We start from the raw sequence: 17938 nt of genomic DNA, 5'->3' as shown, positions 1-17938 counted from the left end.
GGCGCCTGATAGCTCATGGCGCCTCTTTTTTTGCCCGAAGAGACGGGTTGGCGGCCAGGAGCCATGTCCCCACCGGGACAAATTGACACGCCAGGGCCGCGCGAAGTCTCTACAATAAAAACGCACGATCGTTCTTTTTCACTCTCCAAGGAACAACAGCATGACCGCTGAATACAAAGTCCACGGCTCCGTTGCCGTGATCACCCTGGCCAATCCCCCCGTCAACGGACTGGGCCTGGCAACCCGCCAAGGCATCGTGGACGGCCTCGGCCGCGCCAATGCCGATCCAGCGGTCACGTCCATCGTCATCACCGGCGCTGGCGGTGCGTTTTCCGGCGGCGCCGACATCAAGGAGTTCGGCACCGACAAGTCTCTGCAGGAACCCAACCTGCTGTCGGTGATCGCCGCCATCGAGAACTCGGCCAAGCCGGTCGTGGCCGCCATGCACACCGTCGCCATGGGCGGCGGGCTGGAACTGGCCCTGGGCTGCCACTACCGCGTGGCGGCCCCTGGCTGCAGCATTGCGCTGCCTGAAGTCAAGCTCGGCCTGATCCCCGGCGCCGGCGGCACGCAGCGCCTGCCGCGCGTGATCGGCGTCGAAGCCGCCCTGAACCTGATCGTGAGCGGCGAACCCGTCAAGAGCGAGCTGATCGGCTCCGTGCCCGGCCAGAAGCTGTTCGACAAGCTCGTGGCCTCGCCCGAGGCGCTGGCCGCCGAAGCCCTGGCCTTTGCCCAGAGCGTGGCCGAGGTGCGCCCCCTGCCGCTGGTGCGCAACCTGCCCTGCAAGCACCCCGAAGGCGACGCCTACTTCCAGTTCGCGCGCAACATGGTCAAGGGCATGGCCAAGAACTACCCCGCGCCTGCCAAGTGCGTGGACGCGGTCGAGGCTGCCACCAAGCGCAAGTTTGCCGACGGCATGCTGTTCGAGCGCGAGATCTTCATCAACCTGATGTGGACGCCCGAGTCGCGCGCCCTGCGCCACCTGTTCATGGCCGAGCGCGCAGCGTCCAAGATCCCTGACGTGCCGTCCGACACGCCCAAGCGCGAAATCAAGTCGGTCGCCGTGATCGGTGCCGGCACCATGGGCGGAGGCATCTCCATGAATTTCCTGAACGCGGGCATTCCCGTCAAGATCCTGGAGACCAAGCAGGAAGCCCTGGACCGCGGCGTGGCCACGATCAAGAAGAACTACGAAGCCCAGGTCAAGAAGGGCAAGCTCAAGGAAGACAAGTACGCGCAGCGCATGGCCCTGCTGACGACCACGCTCGACTATGCCGACCTCAAGGATGCCGACCTCGTGATCGAGGCCGTGTTCGAGGAGCTGGGCGTCAAGGAAGCCGTGTTCAAGCAGCTCGACGCCGTGATGAAGCCCGGCGCGATCCTGGCCTCCAACACCTCCACGCTGGACGTGGACAAGATCGCCGCCTTCACCAAGCGCCCCGAAGACGTGGTGGGCATGCACTTCTTCAGCCCCGCCAACGTGATGAAGCTGCTGGAAGTGGTGCGCGGTGCCAAGACGTCCAAGGACGTGCTGGCCACCGTGATGGCCATCGGCAAGAAGATCAAGAAGACCTCGGTGGTCTCGGGCGTGTGCGATGGCTTCATCGGCAACCGCATGATCGAGCAGTACAGCCGCCAGGCCGGCTTCCTGCTGGACGAAGGCGCCACGCCCCAGCAGGTGGACCGCGCGGTCGAGAAGTTCGGCTTTGCCATGGGCCCGTTCCGCATGGGTGACCTGGCCGGCAACGACATCGGCTGGGCGATCCGCAAGCGCCGTGCCGTCGAGCGCGCCGACATGAAGTACAGCCGCACGGCCGACAAGCTGTGCGAGCTGGGCCGCTTCGGCCAGAAGACCGGCGCAGGCTGGTACGACTACCAGGCCGGCAAGCGCGACGCGATCCCGAGCGATCTGGTCAACAAGATGATCGAAGACCACCGCAAGGAGCTGGGCATCACGCCGCGCAAGATCTCCGACGAGGAAATCGTGCAGCGCCTGGTGTTCGCCCTGGTCAACGAAGGCGCGCACATCCTGGAAGACGGCATCGCCAGCAAGTCCGGCGACATCGACATGGTCTACCTCACGGGCTACGGCTTCCCCATCTACCGTGGCGGCCCCATGCACTACGCCAGCGAAGTCGGCCTGTTCAACGTGGTGCAGGCCATGGACCGCTTTGCCAAGAACCCCAACGACGATGCGGAGTTCTGGAAGCCCGCGCCGCTGTTGGCCAAGCTGGCAGCCGAAGGCAAGGCGTTCGCCTGAGCGAACCACCGATTGATGCAGTGAAGCCGCACCGGATGATGCGCACGCCCCTGGCGGCCACCGGTGCGTTCCACCCCTGAAAGGATTTTTCCCATGACCTCCGCAGTGATCGTTTCCACCGCCCGTACCCCGCTCGCCAAGAGCTGGAAGGGTGCCCTCAACATGACCCATGGCGCCACGCTGGGCGGCCATGCCGTCAAGCACGCCATCGAGCGCGCCGGCATCGACGGCGCCGACGTCGAAGACGTCATCATGGGCTGTGCCAACCCCGAAGGCGCCACCGGCGCCAACATCGCGCGCCAGATCGCGCTGGCCGCCGGCCTGCCGGTCACGGCGTCGGGCGTCACGGTCAACCGTTTCTGCTCCTCGGGCCTGCAGACCATTGCCCTGGCGGCCCAGCGCATCATCGCCGGCGAAGCCGACGTGTACGTGGCCGGCGGCGTGGAAAGCATCTCCTGCGTGCAGCAGGAAATGAACATCCACATGCTGCGCGACCTGGCCCTGGACAAGGTCAAGCCCGAAATCTACTGGAGCATGCTGCAGACCGCCGAGCAGGTGGCCAAGCGCTACAACATCGGCCGTGAAGCCATGGACGAGTACGGCGCCGCCAGCCAGCAGAAGGCCTGCGCAGCGCAGGCCGCGGGCCTGTTCGATGCCGAGATCGCCCCCATCACCGTGACGGCCGGCGTGGCCGACAAGAACCTGGGCCTGATCACCAAGCAGGTCACCCTGAGCAAGGACGAAGGCACGCGCGAAGGCACGACGGTCGAGTCCATCAGCGGCCTGCGCTCGGCGCTGCCCGGCGGCCTGATCTCGGCCGGCAATGCCAGCCAGTTCTCCGACGGCGCCGGTGCCTGCGTGGTGGTGAGCGAAGAGTACGCCAGCAAGAAGGGCCTCAAACCCCTGGGCCGTTTCCTCGGCTTCGCCGTGGCCGGCTGCGAGCCCGACGAAATGGGCATCGGCCCGGTGTTCGCCGTGCCCAAGGTGCTCAAGAAGCTCGGCCTCACCGTCAACGACATCGACCTGTGGGAGCTGAACGAAGCCTTCGCCGTGCAGGTGCTGTACTGCCGCGACAAGCTGGGCATTCCGGCCGACCGCCTGAACGTCAACGGTGGTGCCATCGCCGTGGGCCACCCCTACGGTGTGTCGGGCCAGCGCCTGACCGGCCACGCCCTGATCGAAGGCAAGCGCCGCGGCGCCAAGCGCGTGGCGGTGACCATGTGCATCGGCGGCGGCATGGGCGCTGCGGGCATCTTCGAAGTGCTTTGATGGGTCTCTGGTGAGGGGCGCGCAGGCGTTACGGCGCTTACGTTTGCTCACACCGGGTTTGGGGACAATGCAGACCGGCCGTTTCAGCGGCCGGTCTGCAGGCGGCGTGTGGCCACGGCTGCGCGCCGCCCCAGGCCTACAACAATCACCATTCCATCAAGAGAGATCCATCCATGTTCACGAAGGTTTGCGCAGCCCTGGCCGTCCTGGTCGTATCCACTGTGGGCACTGTCGCCCATGCGCAGAGCTACCGGCTCAACCAGCCGCTGGCCGATGACCCCGACACCATCCTGCAGGAGGTGGCCATCACGCCCGAGCGCACCACGGTGACCATCGTGCTGCGCAACAGCAGCAAGCGGGACATCGTCGAGGCCTGCGCCCAGCCCAGCCACAAGCCGGAAGCATTCATGCTCAAGGACCTGGACAGCGGCAAGGTGCTGAAGCAGGAAAGCAGCACGGGCCTGATGTCGTGCGAGAACGGCATGGACCAGATCCGTCCCGGCAAGCGCAAGACCCTGAAGGTCCAGTTCGCCAGCCTGCCGGCCGGTGCGCGGCGCCTGCAGATCGGCGAGAACAACTGCCAGCAGAACCCCAATGACGACATGGACTACTGGTGCTTTTCCGAAGTCGTCCTGAACCACAAGAAATAGTCGCCGCCAGGCATGTGACCGCCGCCCCGCGCGGCGGCGGTGCGGTCCGGTGGCCCATCCCTGCGCTGTGTGCGCGTTTTCTCCAGGGTTTTCACACATGAGCTACCGCCCCACCGTCGAATTCCTTCTCTACCAGTGGCTCGAGGCCCAGGCCCTGCCCGAGCGCGAGCGCTTTGCCGACCATTCGCGCGACACCTTCGACGCCGTGCTCGACACCTGCGAGCGCATCGCGCGCGAGAAGTACGCGCCGTTCAACCGCACGGTCGACACGCAGGAACCGCATTTCGACGGCGAGAAGGTCACGCTGCCCCAGTGCACGCACGATGCGCAGAAGGCCTATGCGGCCTCGGGCATGCTCAGCGCCGCGCAGGACTACGACATCGGCGGCATGCAACTGCCCTACACGGTGGAGGCTGCGGCCAACAGCTTCTTCGGCCTGGCGTCCATCAGCATGGGCTCGGGCCTGCTCACGGTGGGCAATGCCAACCTGCTCATGGTGCATGGCACCGAGGCGCAGAAGACCGTGTTCGCGCTCAACGAATTCTCGGGCCGCTTCTCGGGCACCATGTGCCTGTCGGAGCCACAGGCCGGCTCCAGCCTGAGCGACGTGGCCACGCGCGCCGTACCCGACGGCGCAGGCTTCGAAAGCGACCCGCTGGGGCCGCGCTACCGCCTCAAGGGCAACAAGATGTGGATCTCGGCCGGCGAGCACGAGCTCACCGAGAACATCATCCACCTGGTGCTGGCCAAGATCCCCGGGCCCGATGGCAAGCTGGTGCCCGGCACCCGCGGCATCTCGCTGTTCATCGTGCCCAAGAAGCTGGTGGACACCGACGGCAACCTGACCGGCGTGCGCAACGACGTGGCGCTGGCGGGCCTGAACCACAAGCTCGGCTGGCGCGGCACGACCAACACCTTGCTCAACTTCGGCGAGGGCAAGTACCCGGTCGATGGCGAGGCCGGTGCCGTGGGCTACCTGGTAGGCCAGGCCGGCAAGGGCCTGCACTGCATGTTCCACATGATGAACGAGGCGCGCATCGGCATCGGCATGGCGGCCACCGTGCTCGGCCTGGCGGGCTACTACGCGAGCCTCGACTACGCGAAGAACCGCCCGCAGGGCCGCCCGGTGCAGAACCCCAAGGACAAGGATGCCGCGGCCGCCGCCGTGGTCAAGGACGTGGCGCAGCCGCAGGTGCGCATCATCGAGCACGCCGACGTGAAACGCATGCTGCTGGCGCAAAAGTCCTACGGCGAAGGCGCGCTCGCGCTCAACCTGTTCTGCGCGCGCCTGGTGGATGAGCAGGCCACGGGCGATTCGGCCGCGGCCGACGAGGCGCGCCTGCTGCTGGAAGTGCTCACTCCCATCGCCAAGAGCTGGCCCAGCGAGTGGTGCCTGGAGGCCAACAGCCTGGCCATCCAGATCCATGGTGGCTATGGCTACACGCGCGACTTCCCGGTGGAGCAGTACTGGCGCGACAACCGCCTGAACATGATCCACGAAGGCACGCACGGCATCCAGGCCATGGACCTGCTGGGCCGCAAGGTGCTGATGGAAAACGGCCGCGGCCTGCAACTGCTGGCGGCGCGCATCAACGCCACCATCGAGCGCGCCATCCAGGTGCCAGCGCTGGCCGCGCATGCCAATGCCCTGGGCAGCGCGCTGCAGCAGGTGGGAGCCACCACCAAAGCCGCCTGGTCCACGGGCCAGCCCACCGATGCGTTGGCCAACGCCGTGCCCTACATGCAGGCCTTCGGCCACACAGTGCTGGCCTGGGTCTGGCTGGACGTGGCCCTGGCCACGTTGCAGGCCGACCCGGCGCTGGCGCAGCCCGCGGGTGTGGGCAGAATGGGGGCCATGCGCTTTTTCTTCCACTACGAGCTGCCCAAGATCGGCGCCTGGCTGCAGGTCGTCAGCACCCGCGACGCGACCTGCGCGGTATTCCCCGAGGACGCCTTCTGATGGCCGCACCGCAGACACTGGAGCGCATGCACCAGCTCATCTGGGCGCTGATCTACGGCGGCCTGCTCACGCTGGTGCTGGGGCTTGCCACGGCCCGTGCCGACGAGGCGCTGGGCTGGGCGCTGTCGGCTGCCGGCGGCGGGCTGGCGGCCGTGGGCGTGGTGCTGATCGGCGTGCGCTCGCGCCTGAAGTCCAGCGCCTGAAATCGCACAGGCGACACGGCGCACCTTGGTTGCGCCGCACAATTCCTGCGCTGCCCCGTTTTTCAGAGCGCATGGCAACCATGCCCTGCGCATCCACCGACGACAAACCCAAGGAGACGACGACATGACCACCCGCACCATCCAACAACTGTTCGACCTGTCCGGCAAGACCGCCCTGGTGACCGGCGGCTCGCGCGGTCTGGGCCTGCAACTGGCACAGGCGCTGGGCGAGGCCGGCGCCAAGGTGCTGCTGAGCTCGCGCAAGGCGTCCGACCTGGAAGAGGCCGCTGCCGAATTGAAGGCTGCCGGCATCGACGCCCAGTGGATCGCCGCCGATTGCGCCAACGAGGCCGACATCCGCCGCCTGGGCGAGGAAGCCCTGGCGCGCCTGGGCCATGTCGACATCCTGCTCAACAACGCCGGCGCCGCCTGGGGCGCGCCCGCCGAAGACCACCCCGTGGAAGCCTGGGACAAGGTCATGAACCTCAACGTGCGCGGCTACTTCATCCTGTCGCAGCACATCGCCAAGCACAGCATGATCGGCCGGCGCAGCGGCAGCATCATCAACGTGGCCTCCATCGCCGGCCTGGGCGGCAACCCCAAGGGCATGAACACCATTGCTTACAACACCTCCAAGGGCGCGGTGATCAACTTCACGCGTGCGCTGGCCGCCGAATGGGGCCAGTACAACATCCGCGTGAACGCCATCTGCCCGGGCTTCTTCCCGAGCAAGATGACGGTGGGCACCCTGAAGGCCATGGGCGAGGAGGCCCTGGCCGCCCACGCGCCGCTGGGCCGCCTGGGCGACGACGAGGACCTCAAGGGCCTGTGCGCGCTGTATGCGTCGGACGCCGGCAAGCACATCACCGGCCAGTGGCTGGCGGTGGACGGCGGCGTGAGCATCGTCACGGGCGGCTGAGGCCGTTCAAGGCCTGCGCGCCCATGGCGCGCGGGCCTGCCATTCAGGGGGGCGGCAGGGTCTATGCTTGCAGTCTCTCCCTTTGCATTCTGGAGTTGCCTGTGCTGAATTTCGGTGTTCCCATTCCTTTTGTCAGCCACCTGGGCTTCACGCTGCACCGCATGCAGCAGGGCGAGTCGGAGCTGCACTACGAGGCGGCGCCTGAGCACCTCAATTCCTTCGAGGTCACGCATGGCGGCGCCACCATGACCTTGCTGGATGTGACCATGGCCACCGCAGCGCGCAGCGAGACGCCGGACCACGGCGTGGTCACCATCGAGATGAAGACCAGCTTCATGCAGGCCGCGCGCGGCCCGCTGGTGGCCAAGGGCCGCCTGCTGCACCGCACGGCATCGATGGCCTTCACCGAGGCCTCGGTCTATGACGCCGAGGGCCGCCTGTGCAGCCATGCGACAGGCACCTTCAAGTACGTGCGCCGGGCGGTAGACCCGGCCACCGGCCAGCCGCTGAAGTCGATTTCGAGCGACTGAGTTTTTTCCGAGAGGCCATGGGCCTCTCCACAACCCCATTGTTTTCCAAGGAGTTCCCCATGGCCCGCAACCAACAGATCGTGCTCGACAACCGCCCGCAGGGCGAGGCCGTGGCCGGCAACTTCAAGCTCGTCGCCAGCGACACGCCCGCGCTGCAGGACGGCCAGGTGCTGGTGCGCCACCATTTCCTGAGCCTGGACCCGTACATGCGCGGCCGCATGAACGAGAGCAAGAGCTACGCGGCGTCCCAGGGCCTCGGCGAAGTCATGATCGGCGGCACCGTGGGCGAGGTGGCCGAGAGCCAGAACCCCAAGTACGCCGTCGGCGACAAGGTCGTGGGCATGGGCGGCTGGCAGGAGTACAGCGTGGTCGACGCCAACACGCCCGGTGCATTGCGCAAGGTGGACACCACGCATGTGCCGCTGTCGCACTACCTGGGCGCGGTGGGCATGCCCGGCGTTACGGCCTGGTACGGCCTGGTGAAGATCATCGCCCCCAAGGAAGGCGACACCGTGGTGGTGAGCGCCGCCACGGGCGCCGTGGGCAGCGCCTTTGCTGCACTGGCCAAGGCGCGCGGCTGCCGCGCCGTGGGCATTGCGGGCGGTGCCGACAAGTGCCGCTATGCGGTCGAGGAACTGGGCTTCGACGCCTGCATCGACTACAAGGAGCACAGCGACGTGAAGGCCATGTCCAAGGCCTTGAAGGAAGCCTGCCCGAAGGGCATCGACGGCTACTTCGAGAACGTGGGCGGCTGGATCATGGACGCCGTGATGCTGCGCATGAACGCCTTCAGCCGCGTGGCCTTGTGCGGCATGATCGCCGGCTACGATGGCCAGCCCCTGCCCATGGCCAACCCCGCGCTGATGCTGATCAACCGCATGAAGATCGAAGGCTTCATCGTCAGCGAGCACATGGAAGTCTGGCCCGAGGCGCTGAAGGAACTGGGCACCCTGGTGGGCACCGGCAAGCTGCGCCCGCGCGAGACCGTTGCAGAAGGCATCGCCGCCGCGCCCGAGGCCTTCCTCGGCCTGCTCAAGGGCAAGAATTTCGGCAAGCAACTGGTCAAACTCATCTGAAGGAGCGCACCCGCACATGGCGTTGAACCTGCACTGGACCTGGGCCCGCTTCGATGACCTCGGCGTGCATGCCCTGCACGACACGCTGGCGCTGCGCTGCAAGGTCTTCATCCTGGAGCAGGGGCCCTACCAGGACCCGGACGGGGCCGACAAGCAATCCTGGCACCTGCTGGGCTACGATGGTGCCGGTGCGCTGCAGGCCTGCCTGCGCGTGGTGGACCCGGGCGTGAACTACCCCGAGCCCTCCATCGGCCGCGTGGTCACTGCCAAGGAGGCGCGTGGCGATGGCACGGGGCGCCTGTTGATGCAGGAAGGGCTGGCCCGCTGCCGCCAGGTGTGGCCGGGCCGTGGTGTGCGCATCAGCGCCCAGGCGCACCTGCAGCGCTTTTATGGCAGCCTGGGTTTCGTGGCGGTGTCGGACGAGTACCTCGAGGACGACATCCCCCATATCGAAATGCTGTGGAGTTCCCCATGACCTCTCTGTCTTCGACGGTATCGGCCACGCACACGGTCTTCAACCAGAGCGCGCCGCTCTCGGATGTGAACCTGTTCACCAGCAACCGGCCGCTGCAGGACGCCGTGGCCCTGCATGCTCCGGGCCTGGACAGGAGCGGCCTCACGGCCCTGGGCGCCGAGATGGGCTCGGCCGCCATGCAGGAGCATGCGCGCCTGGCCAACACCCACAAGCCCGAGCTGCACACGCACGACCGCGTGGGCCGCCGCACCGATGCGGTGGAGTTCCACCCGAGCTACCACGCCCTGATCGGCGCCGCGCTGCGCCACGGCCTGCATGCCACGCCCTGGTCGCGCACGGACGCAGGCGCCGCGCATGCGCACCTGGAGCGCGCGGCCGGCTTCATGCTTTTCACCGAAACCGAGCCCTCGGTGCTGTGCCCGGTCTCCATGAGCTATGCCGTGACGCCAGCGCTGCGCGGCAACCCCGCCGTGTGGGCCGACTGGAGCACCGGCCTGGCCAGCACCCGCTACGACCCGCGCCTGGCGCTGTTCTCAGAGAAGTCTGCGCTCACCATGGGCATGGGCATGACCGAGAAGCAGGGCGGCTCCGACGTGCGCGCCAACACCACCCAGGCCGTGGCCGATGGCAGCGACGCCTGGGGCGCGCGCTACCGGCTCACGGGCCACAAGTGGTTCTTCTCGGCCCCCATGTGCGATGCCTTCCTGGTGCTGGCCCAGGCGCCGGGCGGGCTCACCTGTTTCTTCCTGCCGCGCGTGCTGCCATCGGAAGGTGACAACGGCAGCCTCAACGCCATCCGCATCCAGCGCCTGAAGGACAAGCTGGGCAACCACGCCAACGCGAGCTCCGAAGTCGAGTTCGTCGACGCCCTGGCCTGGCGCGTGGGCGAGGAGGGGCGCGGCGTGGCCCAGATCCTCGAGATGGGCACCATGACGCGCCTGGACTGCGCGCTGGGCACCAGCGGCCTCATGCGCCAGGCGCTGTCGCTGGCGCTGCAGCACACGCGCCAGCGCATGGCCTTCGGCAAGAAGCTCATCGAGCAGCCGCTGATGCGCAACGTGCTGGCCGACCTGGCGCTGGAGAGCGAGGCCGCCACGGCCCTGTCCATCCGCCTGGCCAGCGCCTTCGACAACAAGGACAGCAACCCCCATGAGGCCGTGATGGCGCGCCTGCTCACGCCCGTGGCCAAGTTCTGGATCTGCAAGCGCGGCAGCGCGTTCGCGCAGGAGGCCATGGAATGCCTGGGCGGCAACGGCTATGTGGAGGAGGGCGGCGAAGGCACCATGGCCCGCATCTACCGCGAGATGCCGCTCAACTCCATCTGGGAAGGCGCGGGCAACATCATGGCGCTGGACCTGCTGCGCGCCGTGCGCCGCGCCGACACCGCGGCCGCACTGGCCGACGAACTGGCCCCGGCACGCGGTGCCCATGCGGCGCTGGACCGCATGGCCAGCGCACTGCCGCTGCGCGTGGACGCCATGACCACCGAGGCCGAGGCCCGGCGCCTGGCACAGGACGTGGCCCTAACCGTGCAGGCCGCGCTGCTGTACAAGAGCGCGCCGGCCAGCGTGTTCGGCGCCTTCTGCGACTCGCGCCTGGGCGGCGACTGGGGCTACAGTTTCGGCACGCTGGGCGCGGGCGTGGATTTCGATGCCTTGCTGGACCGCGCACTGCCTGCATGAGCGACGCCACCCACCAACACAGTCTTGCCGGAGAGCACCTGATGACCACCTCCCTGATCCTGCACCATTACCCCTCGTCCCCGTTCTCGGAAAAGATCCGCCTGGCACTGGGCTACAAGCAACTGGCCTGGAAGTCGGTGATCATCCCCAGCATCGCGCCCAAGCCCGATGTGGTGGCCCTCACGGGCGGCTACCGCAAGACGCCGTTCCTGCAGATCGGCGCCGACATCTACTGCGACTCGGCCCTGATCTGCGACGTGCTCGAGCATGTGCAGCCCGAGCCCGTGCTCTACCCGCCGCACTTGAAGGGCGTGGCGCGCGTGTTCGCGCAGTGGGCCGACACCACCCTGTTCTGGGCCGCCATGGCCTACAACCTGCAGCCCAAGGGTGCGGCGGTCATGTTCGCCAACCTGCCGCCGGGTGCCGCCCAGGCCTTTGGCGAGGACCGCCGCGAGATGAGCGCCGGCATGCAGCGCCTGCGCTCGGCCGATGCCACGGCGGCCTACCGCTCCTACCTGCGCCGCATCGCGCACATGGCCGAGGAGCATGACTTCCTGTTCGGCGCCGAGCCCTGCCTGGCCGACTTCGCCGCCTACCACCCACTGTGGTTCACGCGCCAGTGCGTGCCGGTGATGGCCGACATCTTCAGCGCCACGCCCGCCGTGCTCGAATGGATGGACCGCGTGGCGGCCCTGGGCCATGGCCGCATGGACAAGCTCAGTTCCGAAGACGCCATCACCGTGGCCGCCGGCCTGGACCCGCTGCCCCTGGCCGACGACGTCTTCCAGGACGACCATGGCATTGCCCTGGGCAGTCTGGTGACGATTGCCGCCGAGAGCTTCGGCACCGAGCCCACGGAGGGCGAGCTGATCGCCGCCACCCGCACCCGCTACACCCTGCGCCGCACCGACCCGCGCGCGGGCCTGCTGCACGTGCACTTCCCCCGGATTGGCTACACATTGCGAAAGGCCGAGAAAGCAACATGATCGACGACTTCAAGGGCAAGACAGCCGTGCTCACGGGCGCGGGTTCGGGCTTCGGCCTCGAATGCGCGCGCATCGGTGCGCGCCTGGGTATGAACCTGGTGCTGGTGGATGTGCAGCAGGACGCGCTCGACGCGGCTGCCGCCGAGGCGCAGGCTGCGGGGGCGCAGGTGCTGGCGCGCAAGGTGGATGTGTCCGACGCCGGGCAGATGGAACAGCTTGCGGTGGACGTGGAGCAGCGCTTCGGCGCACCGCACCTGGTGTTCAACAATGCCGGCGTGGGCGCGGGCGGCCTGGTGTGGGAAAACACCGCCAAGGACTGGGAGTGGGTGCTGGGCGTGAACCTCTGGGGCGTGATCCACGGCGTGCGCCTGTTCACCCCCATGATGCTCGCCGCCGCGAAGAAGGACCCGGCCTGGCGCGGCCACATCGTCAACACGGCCAGCATGGCCGGCCTGGTCGATGCGCCCAACATGGGCGTCTACAACGTGAGCAAGCACGCGGTGGTGAGCCTGTCCGAAACCCTCTACCAGGATCTGGCCCTGGTGACCGACCAGGTCAGCGCCAGCGTGCTGTGCCCCTTCTTCGTGCCCACGGGCATCAGCCAGAGCCACCGCAACCGCCCCGGCGAGCTGCAGGCCGGCAAGCCCACGCGCAGCCAGCTCATCGGCCAGGCCATGACCGACAAGGCCGTGGGCAGCGGCAAGGTGACGGCGGCCGAGGTGGCCCAGAAGGTCTTCGATGCCGTCGCGCAGCGCCAGTTCTACATCTACAGCCACCCGCAGGCGATTGCCTCGGTGCAGACGCGCATGGAAGACATCATGCAGATGCGCAACCCCACCGACCCCTTTGCGAGCAAGCCCGAGATCGGTGCCCAGCTCAAGGCCGCGCTGCGTGCAGACTGAAAAGCGCGGGCCATCGGCAGCCCAGGGCTTTGCGCTGTTCGCCACGGCGGTGGGGCATTGCGGCCTGGCCTGGGATGGCCCCCTGCTGGTCGGCGTGCAGCTGCCCGAGGACGCGGGCGAGGCGCACACCCGCGCACGCATGCAGCGGCGCTTTCCAGGCGCGCCCGAATCGCCCATGCCGCCCGAGGTGGCCGCCTGGGCGGCGCGCGTGGTGGCCCTGCTCGCGGGCGCGCACGACGACCTGCTCGATGTGCCGCTGGCCACCGAGGGTGTGCCGCCCTTCAATGCCCGTGTCTATGAGCTGGCCCGGCGCATCCCGCCCGGCAAGACCATGACCTATGGCGAGATGGCCGCCGCCCTGGGCGAGCCGGGGGCCGCGCGCGCCGTGGGCCAGGCACTGGGGCACAACCCGTTTGCGCCGGTGGTGCCGTGCCATCGCATCCTGGCCGCAGGTGGCAAGACGGGAGGGTTTTCCGCTGGCGGCGGCGCGGCCACCAAGATGCGCATGCTGGAGATCGAGGGCGCCTTCGCCCACGACACCTTGGCGCTGTTCGCGCCCAGGTCCTAACCGCGTTTCTTCAACAAGGCAGACCCCCCGCTGGCCAGTGCCAGGTCGTGCGTGGTGTTCAGCAGCGCAGGGCCCAGGGCCTGCATGCGCTCGGGCGTCAGGCGCACCAGCGGGCCGGCGATCGTCACCACCCCCAGTACCGTTCCATTGCCCCGGCGGATGGGTGCGGCCATGGCCGTCATGGCCGGCGCGAAGACCTCGACGATGGTGCTGAAGCCCAGCTGGCGCGCCGTGCGCAGGTAGGCCAGCAGCTCCTTGACGGTGGTCGGGGCATTGGGGCCGTAATCCTCGGGCTTGCCGAAGCCCTGGCGCGATACCAGGGCCAGCGCTTCCTCGTCGCTCATGGTGGACAGCCAGGCATGGCCGGCCGAGCTGCACGACAGGTTGACCGACAGGCCCATGTCCGGGTCGTAGCGCAGGCCGCGCACGGCGCCCTGGGCCTTGGCCACGAAGGTCAGCTCGTCCCCATCGACCACGGCCAGGCGCACCAGCTCACCGGATTCGGCGGCCAGCCGGTCCAGCAGGGGCTGGGCGATGTCCACCACGCCCGTGGCGCTCAGGAAGCCCAGGCCCAGCGACACCAGCTTGATGGTCAGCATGTAGTTGCCCTGGCTGTGGTCCTGGCGCACGTAGCCGCAGCGCACCAGCTCGGCCAGCAGGCGGTGCGTGGCGCTCAGGGGCATGTCGAGCTCGGAGGCCAGGCTCGACAGGGCCTTGCCCTCGGGGTGCGGGGCCAGGTGCTCCAGGACTTTGAAGCTGCGCTCGAGGATGCTGCTCATGGCGTGGGTCTCTTTCGGTGGTCGTCTTCCTGCGGACAGGCCCTACGGGGGCCAGCCACATGGCGGCAATGTACCAAAATTTGTTAAAGGGTTTCTACTATGGAAAGAGTTTCCACTTTTTAACTACGATTCATCCCAAGGCGCAACCGGTGTTCCGGATGCATGTCCCTGGTCCGACTTTTGATGGAGATGTCCCGTGAGAAAAACTGCTTGCATCCTGGCGGCCGCCGGCTTGTCCCTGCTGATGGCTTCGCTGCCCGCCGCCGCCCAGCAGGAGCGCGTGATCCGCTTCGGCCACCTGAACAACGCCGACCACCCCGTGAGCTTCGGCGTCAAGCGCTTTGGCGAGCTGCTGGCCGCCAAGAGCGGCGGCAAGATGAAAGTGATGGAGTTCCCGGCCTCGCAGCTGGGCAACGAGATGCAGCAGCAGTCGGCGCTGCAGGGCGGCGTGCAGCAGATGTCGGCACCGGCCACCACCTCGCTGGCCGGCATCGTCAAGGAATTCGGGCTGGTGGACTTCCCGTTCGCCGTGGCCAACTTCGCCCAGGCCGATGCGCTGCTCGATGGCCCGCTGGGCCAGGCACTGATCGCCAAGCTGCCCGAGAAGGGCCTGGTGGCCCTGGGCTACTGGGACCTGGGCTTTCGCAACGTGACCAACAGCAAGCGCGCCATCACCAAGGCCGATGACTTCGACGGCCTCAAGCTGCGCGTGATCCCGAACCCGGTGTTCCTCGAGACCTTCAAGGCCTTCAAGGCCAACCCCGTGCCCATGCCGTTCGCCGAACTCTACGGCGCGCTGGAAGCCAAGGCCGTGGACGGCCAGGAGAACCCCTATGCGGTGATCCTGTCGAACAAGATGTTCGAGGTGCAGAAGTACGTGAGCGCCACCAACCACGTGTACGCCGCCAACATCGTGCTGGTGAGCAAGAAGTTCTGGGACCAGCTTTCGCCCGCCGAACAGAAGATGATGAACGATGCCGCCAACGAGGCGCGTGGCTACCAGCGCCAGGTGAGCCGCGCCGCAGCGCAGCGCTCGGTGGGCGACCTGCAGGCCAAGGGCATGGCCTACAACGAGATCGCGCCCGCCGAGCTGGCACGCATGCAGCAGATCGCCAAGCCGGTGATCGAGAAGTTCGCGGCCACCTACGACCCGGCCATCGTGAAGCTCTACAACGACGAACTGGCCCGCATCCGCAAGTAAGAGCGCCTGGCAAAACTCTTCTGGCGTCGTTGCTGCGTCTTGTCGTGCTATGCGCACTGCCTGCAATCAATCAGACGTGTAGCGCCTAGCCAGAACCGCTTCGCTGAGCATTGTCAGCCGCTCCCAACCCTGAACACCCCATGAAAATCCTCGTCCTCCACGGCCCCAACCTGAACCTGTTCGGGCGCCGCGAACCCCATATCTACGGCACCACCACGCTGGCGCAGATCAACGAGCGCCTGCAGAAGCTCGCCGCCGAGCTCGGCGTGGAACTCGGCATCCTGCAGTCCAACCACGAAGGCGCGCTGATCGACTTCCTGCACGAGCACATCGACGCTGCGCAGGGCGCGCTGGTGAACCCTGCCGGCCTCACGCAGCATGGCGTGCCGCTGCACGACGCGATCAAGGCCATGCCCTTCCCGGTGATCGAGGTGCATATGTCCAACATCGCCGCGCGCGAGGCCTGGCGCGCGCACTCCATCATCTCGCCGGCCGTCAAGGCCACGGTGCAGGGCTTCGGCCCGCATTCCTACCTGGCGGCGCTGCGCTCGCTGGTGGAAAGCCTGCGCGAAGCCTCCCAGGCGGCCTGACGCCTGCCATCCAGACGATCACAGGAAAAGACAACATGAATCGATGGATGGACCGCGCCTGCCGTGTGCTGGAGGCGGTGATTGCCGCCATGCTGGCGCTGATGGTGGTGCTGGTGTTCGGCAACGTGGTGCTGCGCTACGGCTTCAATTCCGGCATCACCGTGTCGGAAGAAGTGTCGCGCTGGCTTTTCATCTGGATGACCTTCCTCGGGGCCATCGTCGCGCTGCGTGAGCATGGCCACCTGGGGGTGGACATGGTGGTGCAGCGCCTGCCGGCGGCCGGCAAGAAGGCCTGCCTGGCCCTCGGGCACGGGGTCATGCTCTACATCGTCTGGCTGCTGTTCCAGGGCAGCCTGGCGCAGGCGCGCATCAACTGGGACGTGACGGCGCCGACCACGGGCGCGTCCATGGCCATCGTCTACAGCGCGGGCCTGGTGTTCGCCGTCTGCGCGGCGCTGATCCTGGCCATCGACCTGTACAAGCTGCTCAGCGGCCAGATCGCCGACGAGGACCTGGTGATGGTGCAGGAGTCCGAAGAGGCGGTGCAGTTGCAGCAGATCCTGGGCGCGGCAGGCACCGAAGCGCCCCGCGGCAAGGAGGGCGCGCGATGACCATCTTCGTCTTTGTCGGATCGCTGCTGCTGGCCATGGCCATGGGCATCCCGATCGCCTTCTCGCTCCTGGCCAGCGGCGTGGCGCTGATGTGGCACCTGGACTTGTTCGACGCGCAGATCCTCGCGCAGAACCTGATCGGCGGGGCCGACAGCTTTCCGCTGCTGGCCGTGCCCTTCTTCATGCTGGCCGGCGAAATCATGAACGTGGGCGGCCTGTCGCGCCGCATCGTGGACTTCGCGCTGGCGCTGGTGGGCCATGTGAAGGGCGGGCTGGGCTATGTGACCATCATGGCCGGCTGCCTGCTGTCGGCCCTGTCGGGTTCGGCCGTGGCCGATGCGGCCGCGCTCACCGCGTTGCTGCTGCCCATGATGGTCAAGGCCGGGCACGACAAGTCGCGTGCCGGCGGGCTGATCGCTGCCACCGGCGTCATCGGCCCGGTGATCCCTCCGAGCATCGGGCTGGTGATCTTCGGGGTGGCGGCCAACGTGTCGATCTCAAAGCTGTTCCTCGCGGCCATCGTGCCGGGCATCCTGATCGGTGCCGCGCTGTGGCTCACCTGGGCCTTCCTGGTGCGGCGCGAGAAGATCGTGCCGCCACCGCGCAAGTCCGCCGCGGAGATCCTCACGGCCCTGCGCAAGGCCCTGTGGGCACTGATGCTGCCGGTGATCATCCTCGTGGGCCTGCGCATGGGGGTGTTCACGCCCACAGAGGCGGCCGTGGTGGCGGCGGTGTACGCACTCTTTGTCTCGGCGGTGATCTACCGCGAGATCAGCTGGCGCGACCTCTACGGCATCTTCGTCGCCGCCGCCAAGACCAGCGCCATCGTGATGTTCCTGATTGCCGCGGCCATGGTCAGCGCCTGGCTCATCACCGTGGCCGACCTGCCGTCCAAGGTGGTGGGGCTGCTGCAGCCCTTCATGGACAACAAGATCCTGCTCATGGCGGCCATCATGGTGCTGGTGATGGCCGTGGGCACCGCCATGGACATGACGCCCACCATCCTGATCCTCACGCCCGTGCTGATGCCGGTGGTGAATGCGGCAGGCATTGATCCGGTCTATTTCGGCGTGATGTTCATCATCAACAACTCCATCGGCCTAGTGACACCGCCCGTGGGCACGGTACTCAACGTGGTGGCCGGGGTGGGCAAGATGTCGATGGACGACGTCACCAAGGGCGTCGTGCCCTTCATGATCGCGGAGTTCGCCATCATGTTCCTGATGGTGGCTTTCCCGTGGCTGGTGACCTGGCCGGCCAAGTTCTTCCACGGATGA

Annotated in this window: 18 protein-coding genes; 17 read left to right on the top strand and 1 reads right to left on the bottom strand. The window is 67.4% G+C overall.

From position 1 onward, the window contains the following. The first annotated feature begins 160 nt into the window (after positions 1-160). The 13 genes from AC07PF_RS26805 (at position 161) to AC07PF_RS26745 (ending at position 13480) form a co-directional block, all read left to right on the top strand. Entirely contained in the window at positions 161-2260 is a 2100-nt protein-coding gene (locus tag AC07PF_RS26805) for a 3-hydroxyacyl-CoA dehydrogenase NAD-binding domain-containing protein (RefSeq protein WP_494613909.1), read from the top strand. 93 nt (positions 2261-2353) lie between these two features. Next, on the top strand, positions 2354-3529 hold the full coding sequence (locus tag AC07PF_RS26800) for an acetyl-CoA C-acyltransferase (protein WP_145698349.1): 1176 nt from the start codon (positions 2354-2356) through the stop codon (positions 3527-3529). A gap of 173 nt (positions 3530-3702) precedes the next feature. Further along, positions 3703-4179 (top strand): hypothetical protein, encoded by a 477-nt coding sequence (locus AC07PF_RS26795; RefSeq protein ID WP_145698350.1) that lies wholly within the window; start codon positions 3703-3705, stop codon positions 4177-4179. A 97-nt stretch (positions 4180-4276) separates the two neighbouring features. Beyond that, a complete protein-coding gene (locus tag AC07PF_RS26790) occupies positions 4277-6139 on the top strand; it encodes an acyl-CoA dehydrogenase family protein (protein WP_494613907.1) in 1863 nt (620 codons plus the stop codon). Further along, positions 6139-6342, top strand: a complete 204-nt coding sequence (locus AC07PF_RS26785) for a hypothetical protein (RefSeq protein WP_494613906.1) — start codon at positions 6139-6141, stop codon at positions 6340-6342. The genes AC07PF_RS26790 and AC07PF_RS26785 overlap by 1 nt, the downstream gene beginning before the upstream one ends. Before the next feature lie 124 nt (positions 6343-6466). Continuing rightward, positions 6467-7261, top strand: a complete 795-nt coding sequence (locus AC07PF_RS26780) for an SDR family oxidoreductase (protein WP_007852506.1) — start codon at positions 6467-6469, stop codon at positions 7259-7261. 101 nt (positions 7262-7362) lie between these two features. Beyond that, complete coding sequence (locus AC07PF_RS26775; RefSeq protein ID WP_007852505.1) at positions 7363-7791, top strand: PaaI family thioesterase; 429 nt, start codon at positions 7363-7365, stop codon at positions 7789-7791. A gap of 59 nt (positions 7792-7850) precedes the next feature. Then, positions 7851-8867: an NADP-dependent oxidoreductase gene (locus AC07PF_RS26770; RefSeq protein WP_007852502.1), complete on the top strand. Its 1017-nt coding sequence runs from the start codon at positions 7851-7853 to the stop codon at positions 8865-8867. Between the two features lie 16 nt (positions 8868-8883). Further along, positions 8884-9342 carry a GNAT family N-acetyltransferase gene (locus tag AC07PF_RS26765; RefSeq protein WP_145698351.1) on the top strand — a complete coding sequence of 153 codons (459 nt, stop codon included), beginning with the start codon at positions 8884-8886 and terminating at the stop codon, positions 9340-9342. Then, the gene (locus AC07PF_RS26760) at positions 9339-11024 is read left to right on the top strand and encodes an isovaleryl-CoA dehydrogenase (protein ID WP_494613905.1); all 1686 of its coding nucleotides are present in this window, start codon (positions 9339-9341) and stop codon (positions 11022-11024) included. Before AC07PF_RS26765 ends, AC07PF_RS26760 begins: the two co-directional genes overlap by 4 nt. A gap of 41 nt (positions 11025-11065) precedes the next feature. Further along, on the top strand, positions 11066-12010 hold the full coding sequence (locus AC07PF_RS26755; protein ID WP_494605913.1) for a glutathione S-transferase family protein: 945 nt from the start codon (positions 11066-11068) through the stop codon (positions 12008-12010). Further along, positions 12007-12912 carry an SDR family oxidoreductase gene (locus AC07PF_RS26750; RefSeq protein WP_494613903.1) on the top strand — a complete coding sequence of 302 codons (906 nt, stop codon included), beginning with the start codon at positions 12007-12009 and terminating at the stop codon, positions 12910-12912. The genes AC07PF_RS26755 and AC07PF_RS26750 overlap by 4 nt, the downstream gene beginning before the upstream one ends. Further along, positions 12902-13480 (top strand): methylated-DNA--[protein]-cysteine S-methyltransferase, encoded by a 579-nt coding sequence (locus AC07PF_RS26745; protein WP_494613902.1) that lies wholly within the window; start codon positions 12902-12904, stop codon positions 13478-13480. Before AC07PF_RS26750 ends, AC07PF_RS26745 begins: the two co-directional genes overlap by 11 nt. Here the strand turns inward: AC07PF_RS26745 and AC07PF_RS26740 are convergent. Beyond that, positions 13477-14259, bottom strand: coding sequence for an IclR family transcriptional regulator (locus AC07PF_RS26740; protein WP_007852485.1), 783 nt, complete (start codon positions 14257-14259; stop codon positions 13477-13479). The two genes, AC07PF_RS26745 and AC07PF_RS26740, sit on opposite strands and share 4 nt — an antisense overlap. Before the next feature lie 244 nt (positions 14260-14503). Between AC07PF_RS26740 and AC07PF_RS26735 the strand changes: the two genes are divergently transcribed. The 4 genes from AC07PF_RS26735 (at position 14504) to AC07PF_RS26720 (ending at position 17938) form a co-directional block, all read left to right on the top strand. Then, a complete protein-coding gene (locus tag AC07PF_RS26735; protein ID WP_494606258.1) occupies positions 14504-15460 on the top strand; it encodes a TRAP transporter substrate-binding protein in 957 nt (318 codons plus the stop codon). Positions 15461-15600: 140 nt separating this feature from the next. After that, complete coding sequence (locus AC07PF_RS26730) at positions 15601-16050, top strand: type II 3-dehydroquinate dehydratase (RefSeq protein ID WP_007852481.1); 450 nt, start codon at positions 15601-15603, stop codon at positions 16048-16050. A 35-nt stretch (positions 16051-16085) separates the two neighbouring features. Next, entirely contained in the window at positions 16086-16661 is a 576-nt protein-coding gene (locus AC07PF_RS26725) for a TRAP transporter small permease (RefSeq protein ID WP_007852480.1), read from the top strand. Beyond that, a complete protein-coding gene (locus AC07PF_RS26720; RefSeq protein WP_145698359.1) occupies positions 16658-17938 on the top strand; it encodes a TRAP transporter large permease subunit in 1281 nt (426 codons plus the stop codon). The genes AC07PF_RS26725 and AC07PF_RS26720 overlap by 4 nt, the downstream gene beginning before the upstream one ends.

Source organism: Acidovorax sp. GW821-FHT10A04, assembly GCF_059415825.1.
Note: the sequence above shows the minus strand (reverse complement) of the source record. Positions and strands in the feature narration are given on the sequence as shown.

What these genes read in the sequence shown, in the direction of transcription:
- AC07PF_RS26755 (WP_494605913.1), top strand. Translation starts at nt 11,066, where the DNA reads ATGACCACCTCCCTGATCCTGCACCATTACCCCTCGTCCCCGTTCTCG.
- AC07PF_RS26720 (WP_145698359.1), top strand. Translation starts at nt 16,658, where the DNA reads ATGACCATCTTCGTCTTTGTCGGATCGCTGCTGCTGGCCATGGCCATG.
- AC07PF_RS26740 (WP_007852485.1), bottom strand. Translation starts at nt 14,259, where the DNA reads ATGAGCAGCATCCTCGAGCGCAGCTTCAAAGTCCTGGAGCACCTGGCC.
- AC07PF_RS26780 (WP_007852506.1), top strand. Translation starts at nt 6,467, where the DNA reads ATGACCACCCGCACCATCCAACAACTGTTCGACCTGTCCGGCAAGACC.
- AC07PF_RS26730 (WP_007852481.1), top strand. Translation starts at nt 15,601, where the DNA reads ATGAAAATCCTCGTCCTCCACGGCCCCAACCTGAACCTGTTCGGGCGC.
- AC07PF_RS26750 (WP_494613903.1), top strand. Translation starts at nt 12,007, where the DNA reads ATGATCGACGACTTCAAGGGCAAGACAGCCGTGCTCACGGGCGCGGGT.
- AC07PF_RS26795 (WP_145698350.1), top strand. Translation starts at nt 3,703, where the DNA reads ATGTTCACGAAGGTTTGCGCAGCCCTGGCCGTCCTGGTCGTATCCACT.
- AC07PF_RS26800 (WP_145698349.1), top strand. Translation starts at nt 2,354, where the DNA reads ATGACCTCCGCAGTGATCGTTTCCACCGCCCGTACCCCGCTCGCCAAG.
- AC07PF_RS26805 (WP_494613909.1), top strand. Translation starts at nt 161, where the DNA reads ATGACCGCTGAATACAAAGTCCACGGCTCCGTTGCCGTGATCACCCTG.
- AC07PF_RS26725 (WP_007852480.1), top strand. Translation starts at nt 16,086, where the DNA reads ATGAATCGATGGATGGACCGCGCCTGCCGTGTGCTGGAGGCGGTGATT.
- AC07PF_RS26790 (WP_494613907.1), top strand. Translation starts at nt 4,277, where the DNA reads ATGAGCTACCGCCCCACCGTCGAATTCCTTCTCTACCAGTGGCTCGAG.
- AC07PF_RS26770 (WP_007852502.1), top strand. Translation starts at nt 7,851, where the DNA reads ATGGCCCGCAACCAACAGATCGTGCTCGACAACCGCCCGCAGGGCGAG.
- AC07PF_RS26735 (WP_494606258.1), top strand. Translation starts at nt 14,504, where the DNA reads ATGGCTTCGCTGCCCGCCGCCGCCCAGCAGGAGCGCGTGATCCGCTTC.
- AC07PF_RS26785 (WP_494613906.1), top strand. Translation starts at nt 6,139, where the DNA reads ATGGCCGCACCGCAGACACTGGAGCGCATGCACCAGCTCATCTGGGCG.
- AC07PF_RS26765 (WP_145698351.1), top strand. Translation starts at nt 8,884, where the DNA reads ATGGCGTTGAACCTGCACTGGACCTGGGCCCGCTTCGATGACCTCGGC.
- AC07PF_RS26760 (WP_494613905.1), top strand. Translation starts at nt 9,339, where the DNA reads ATGACCTCTCTGTCTTCGACGGTATCGGCCACGCACACGGTCTTCAAC.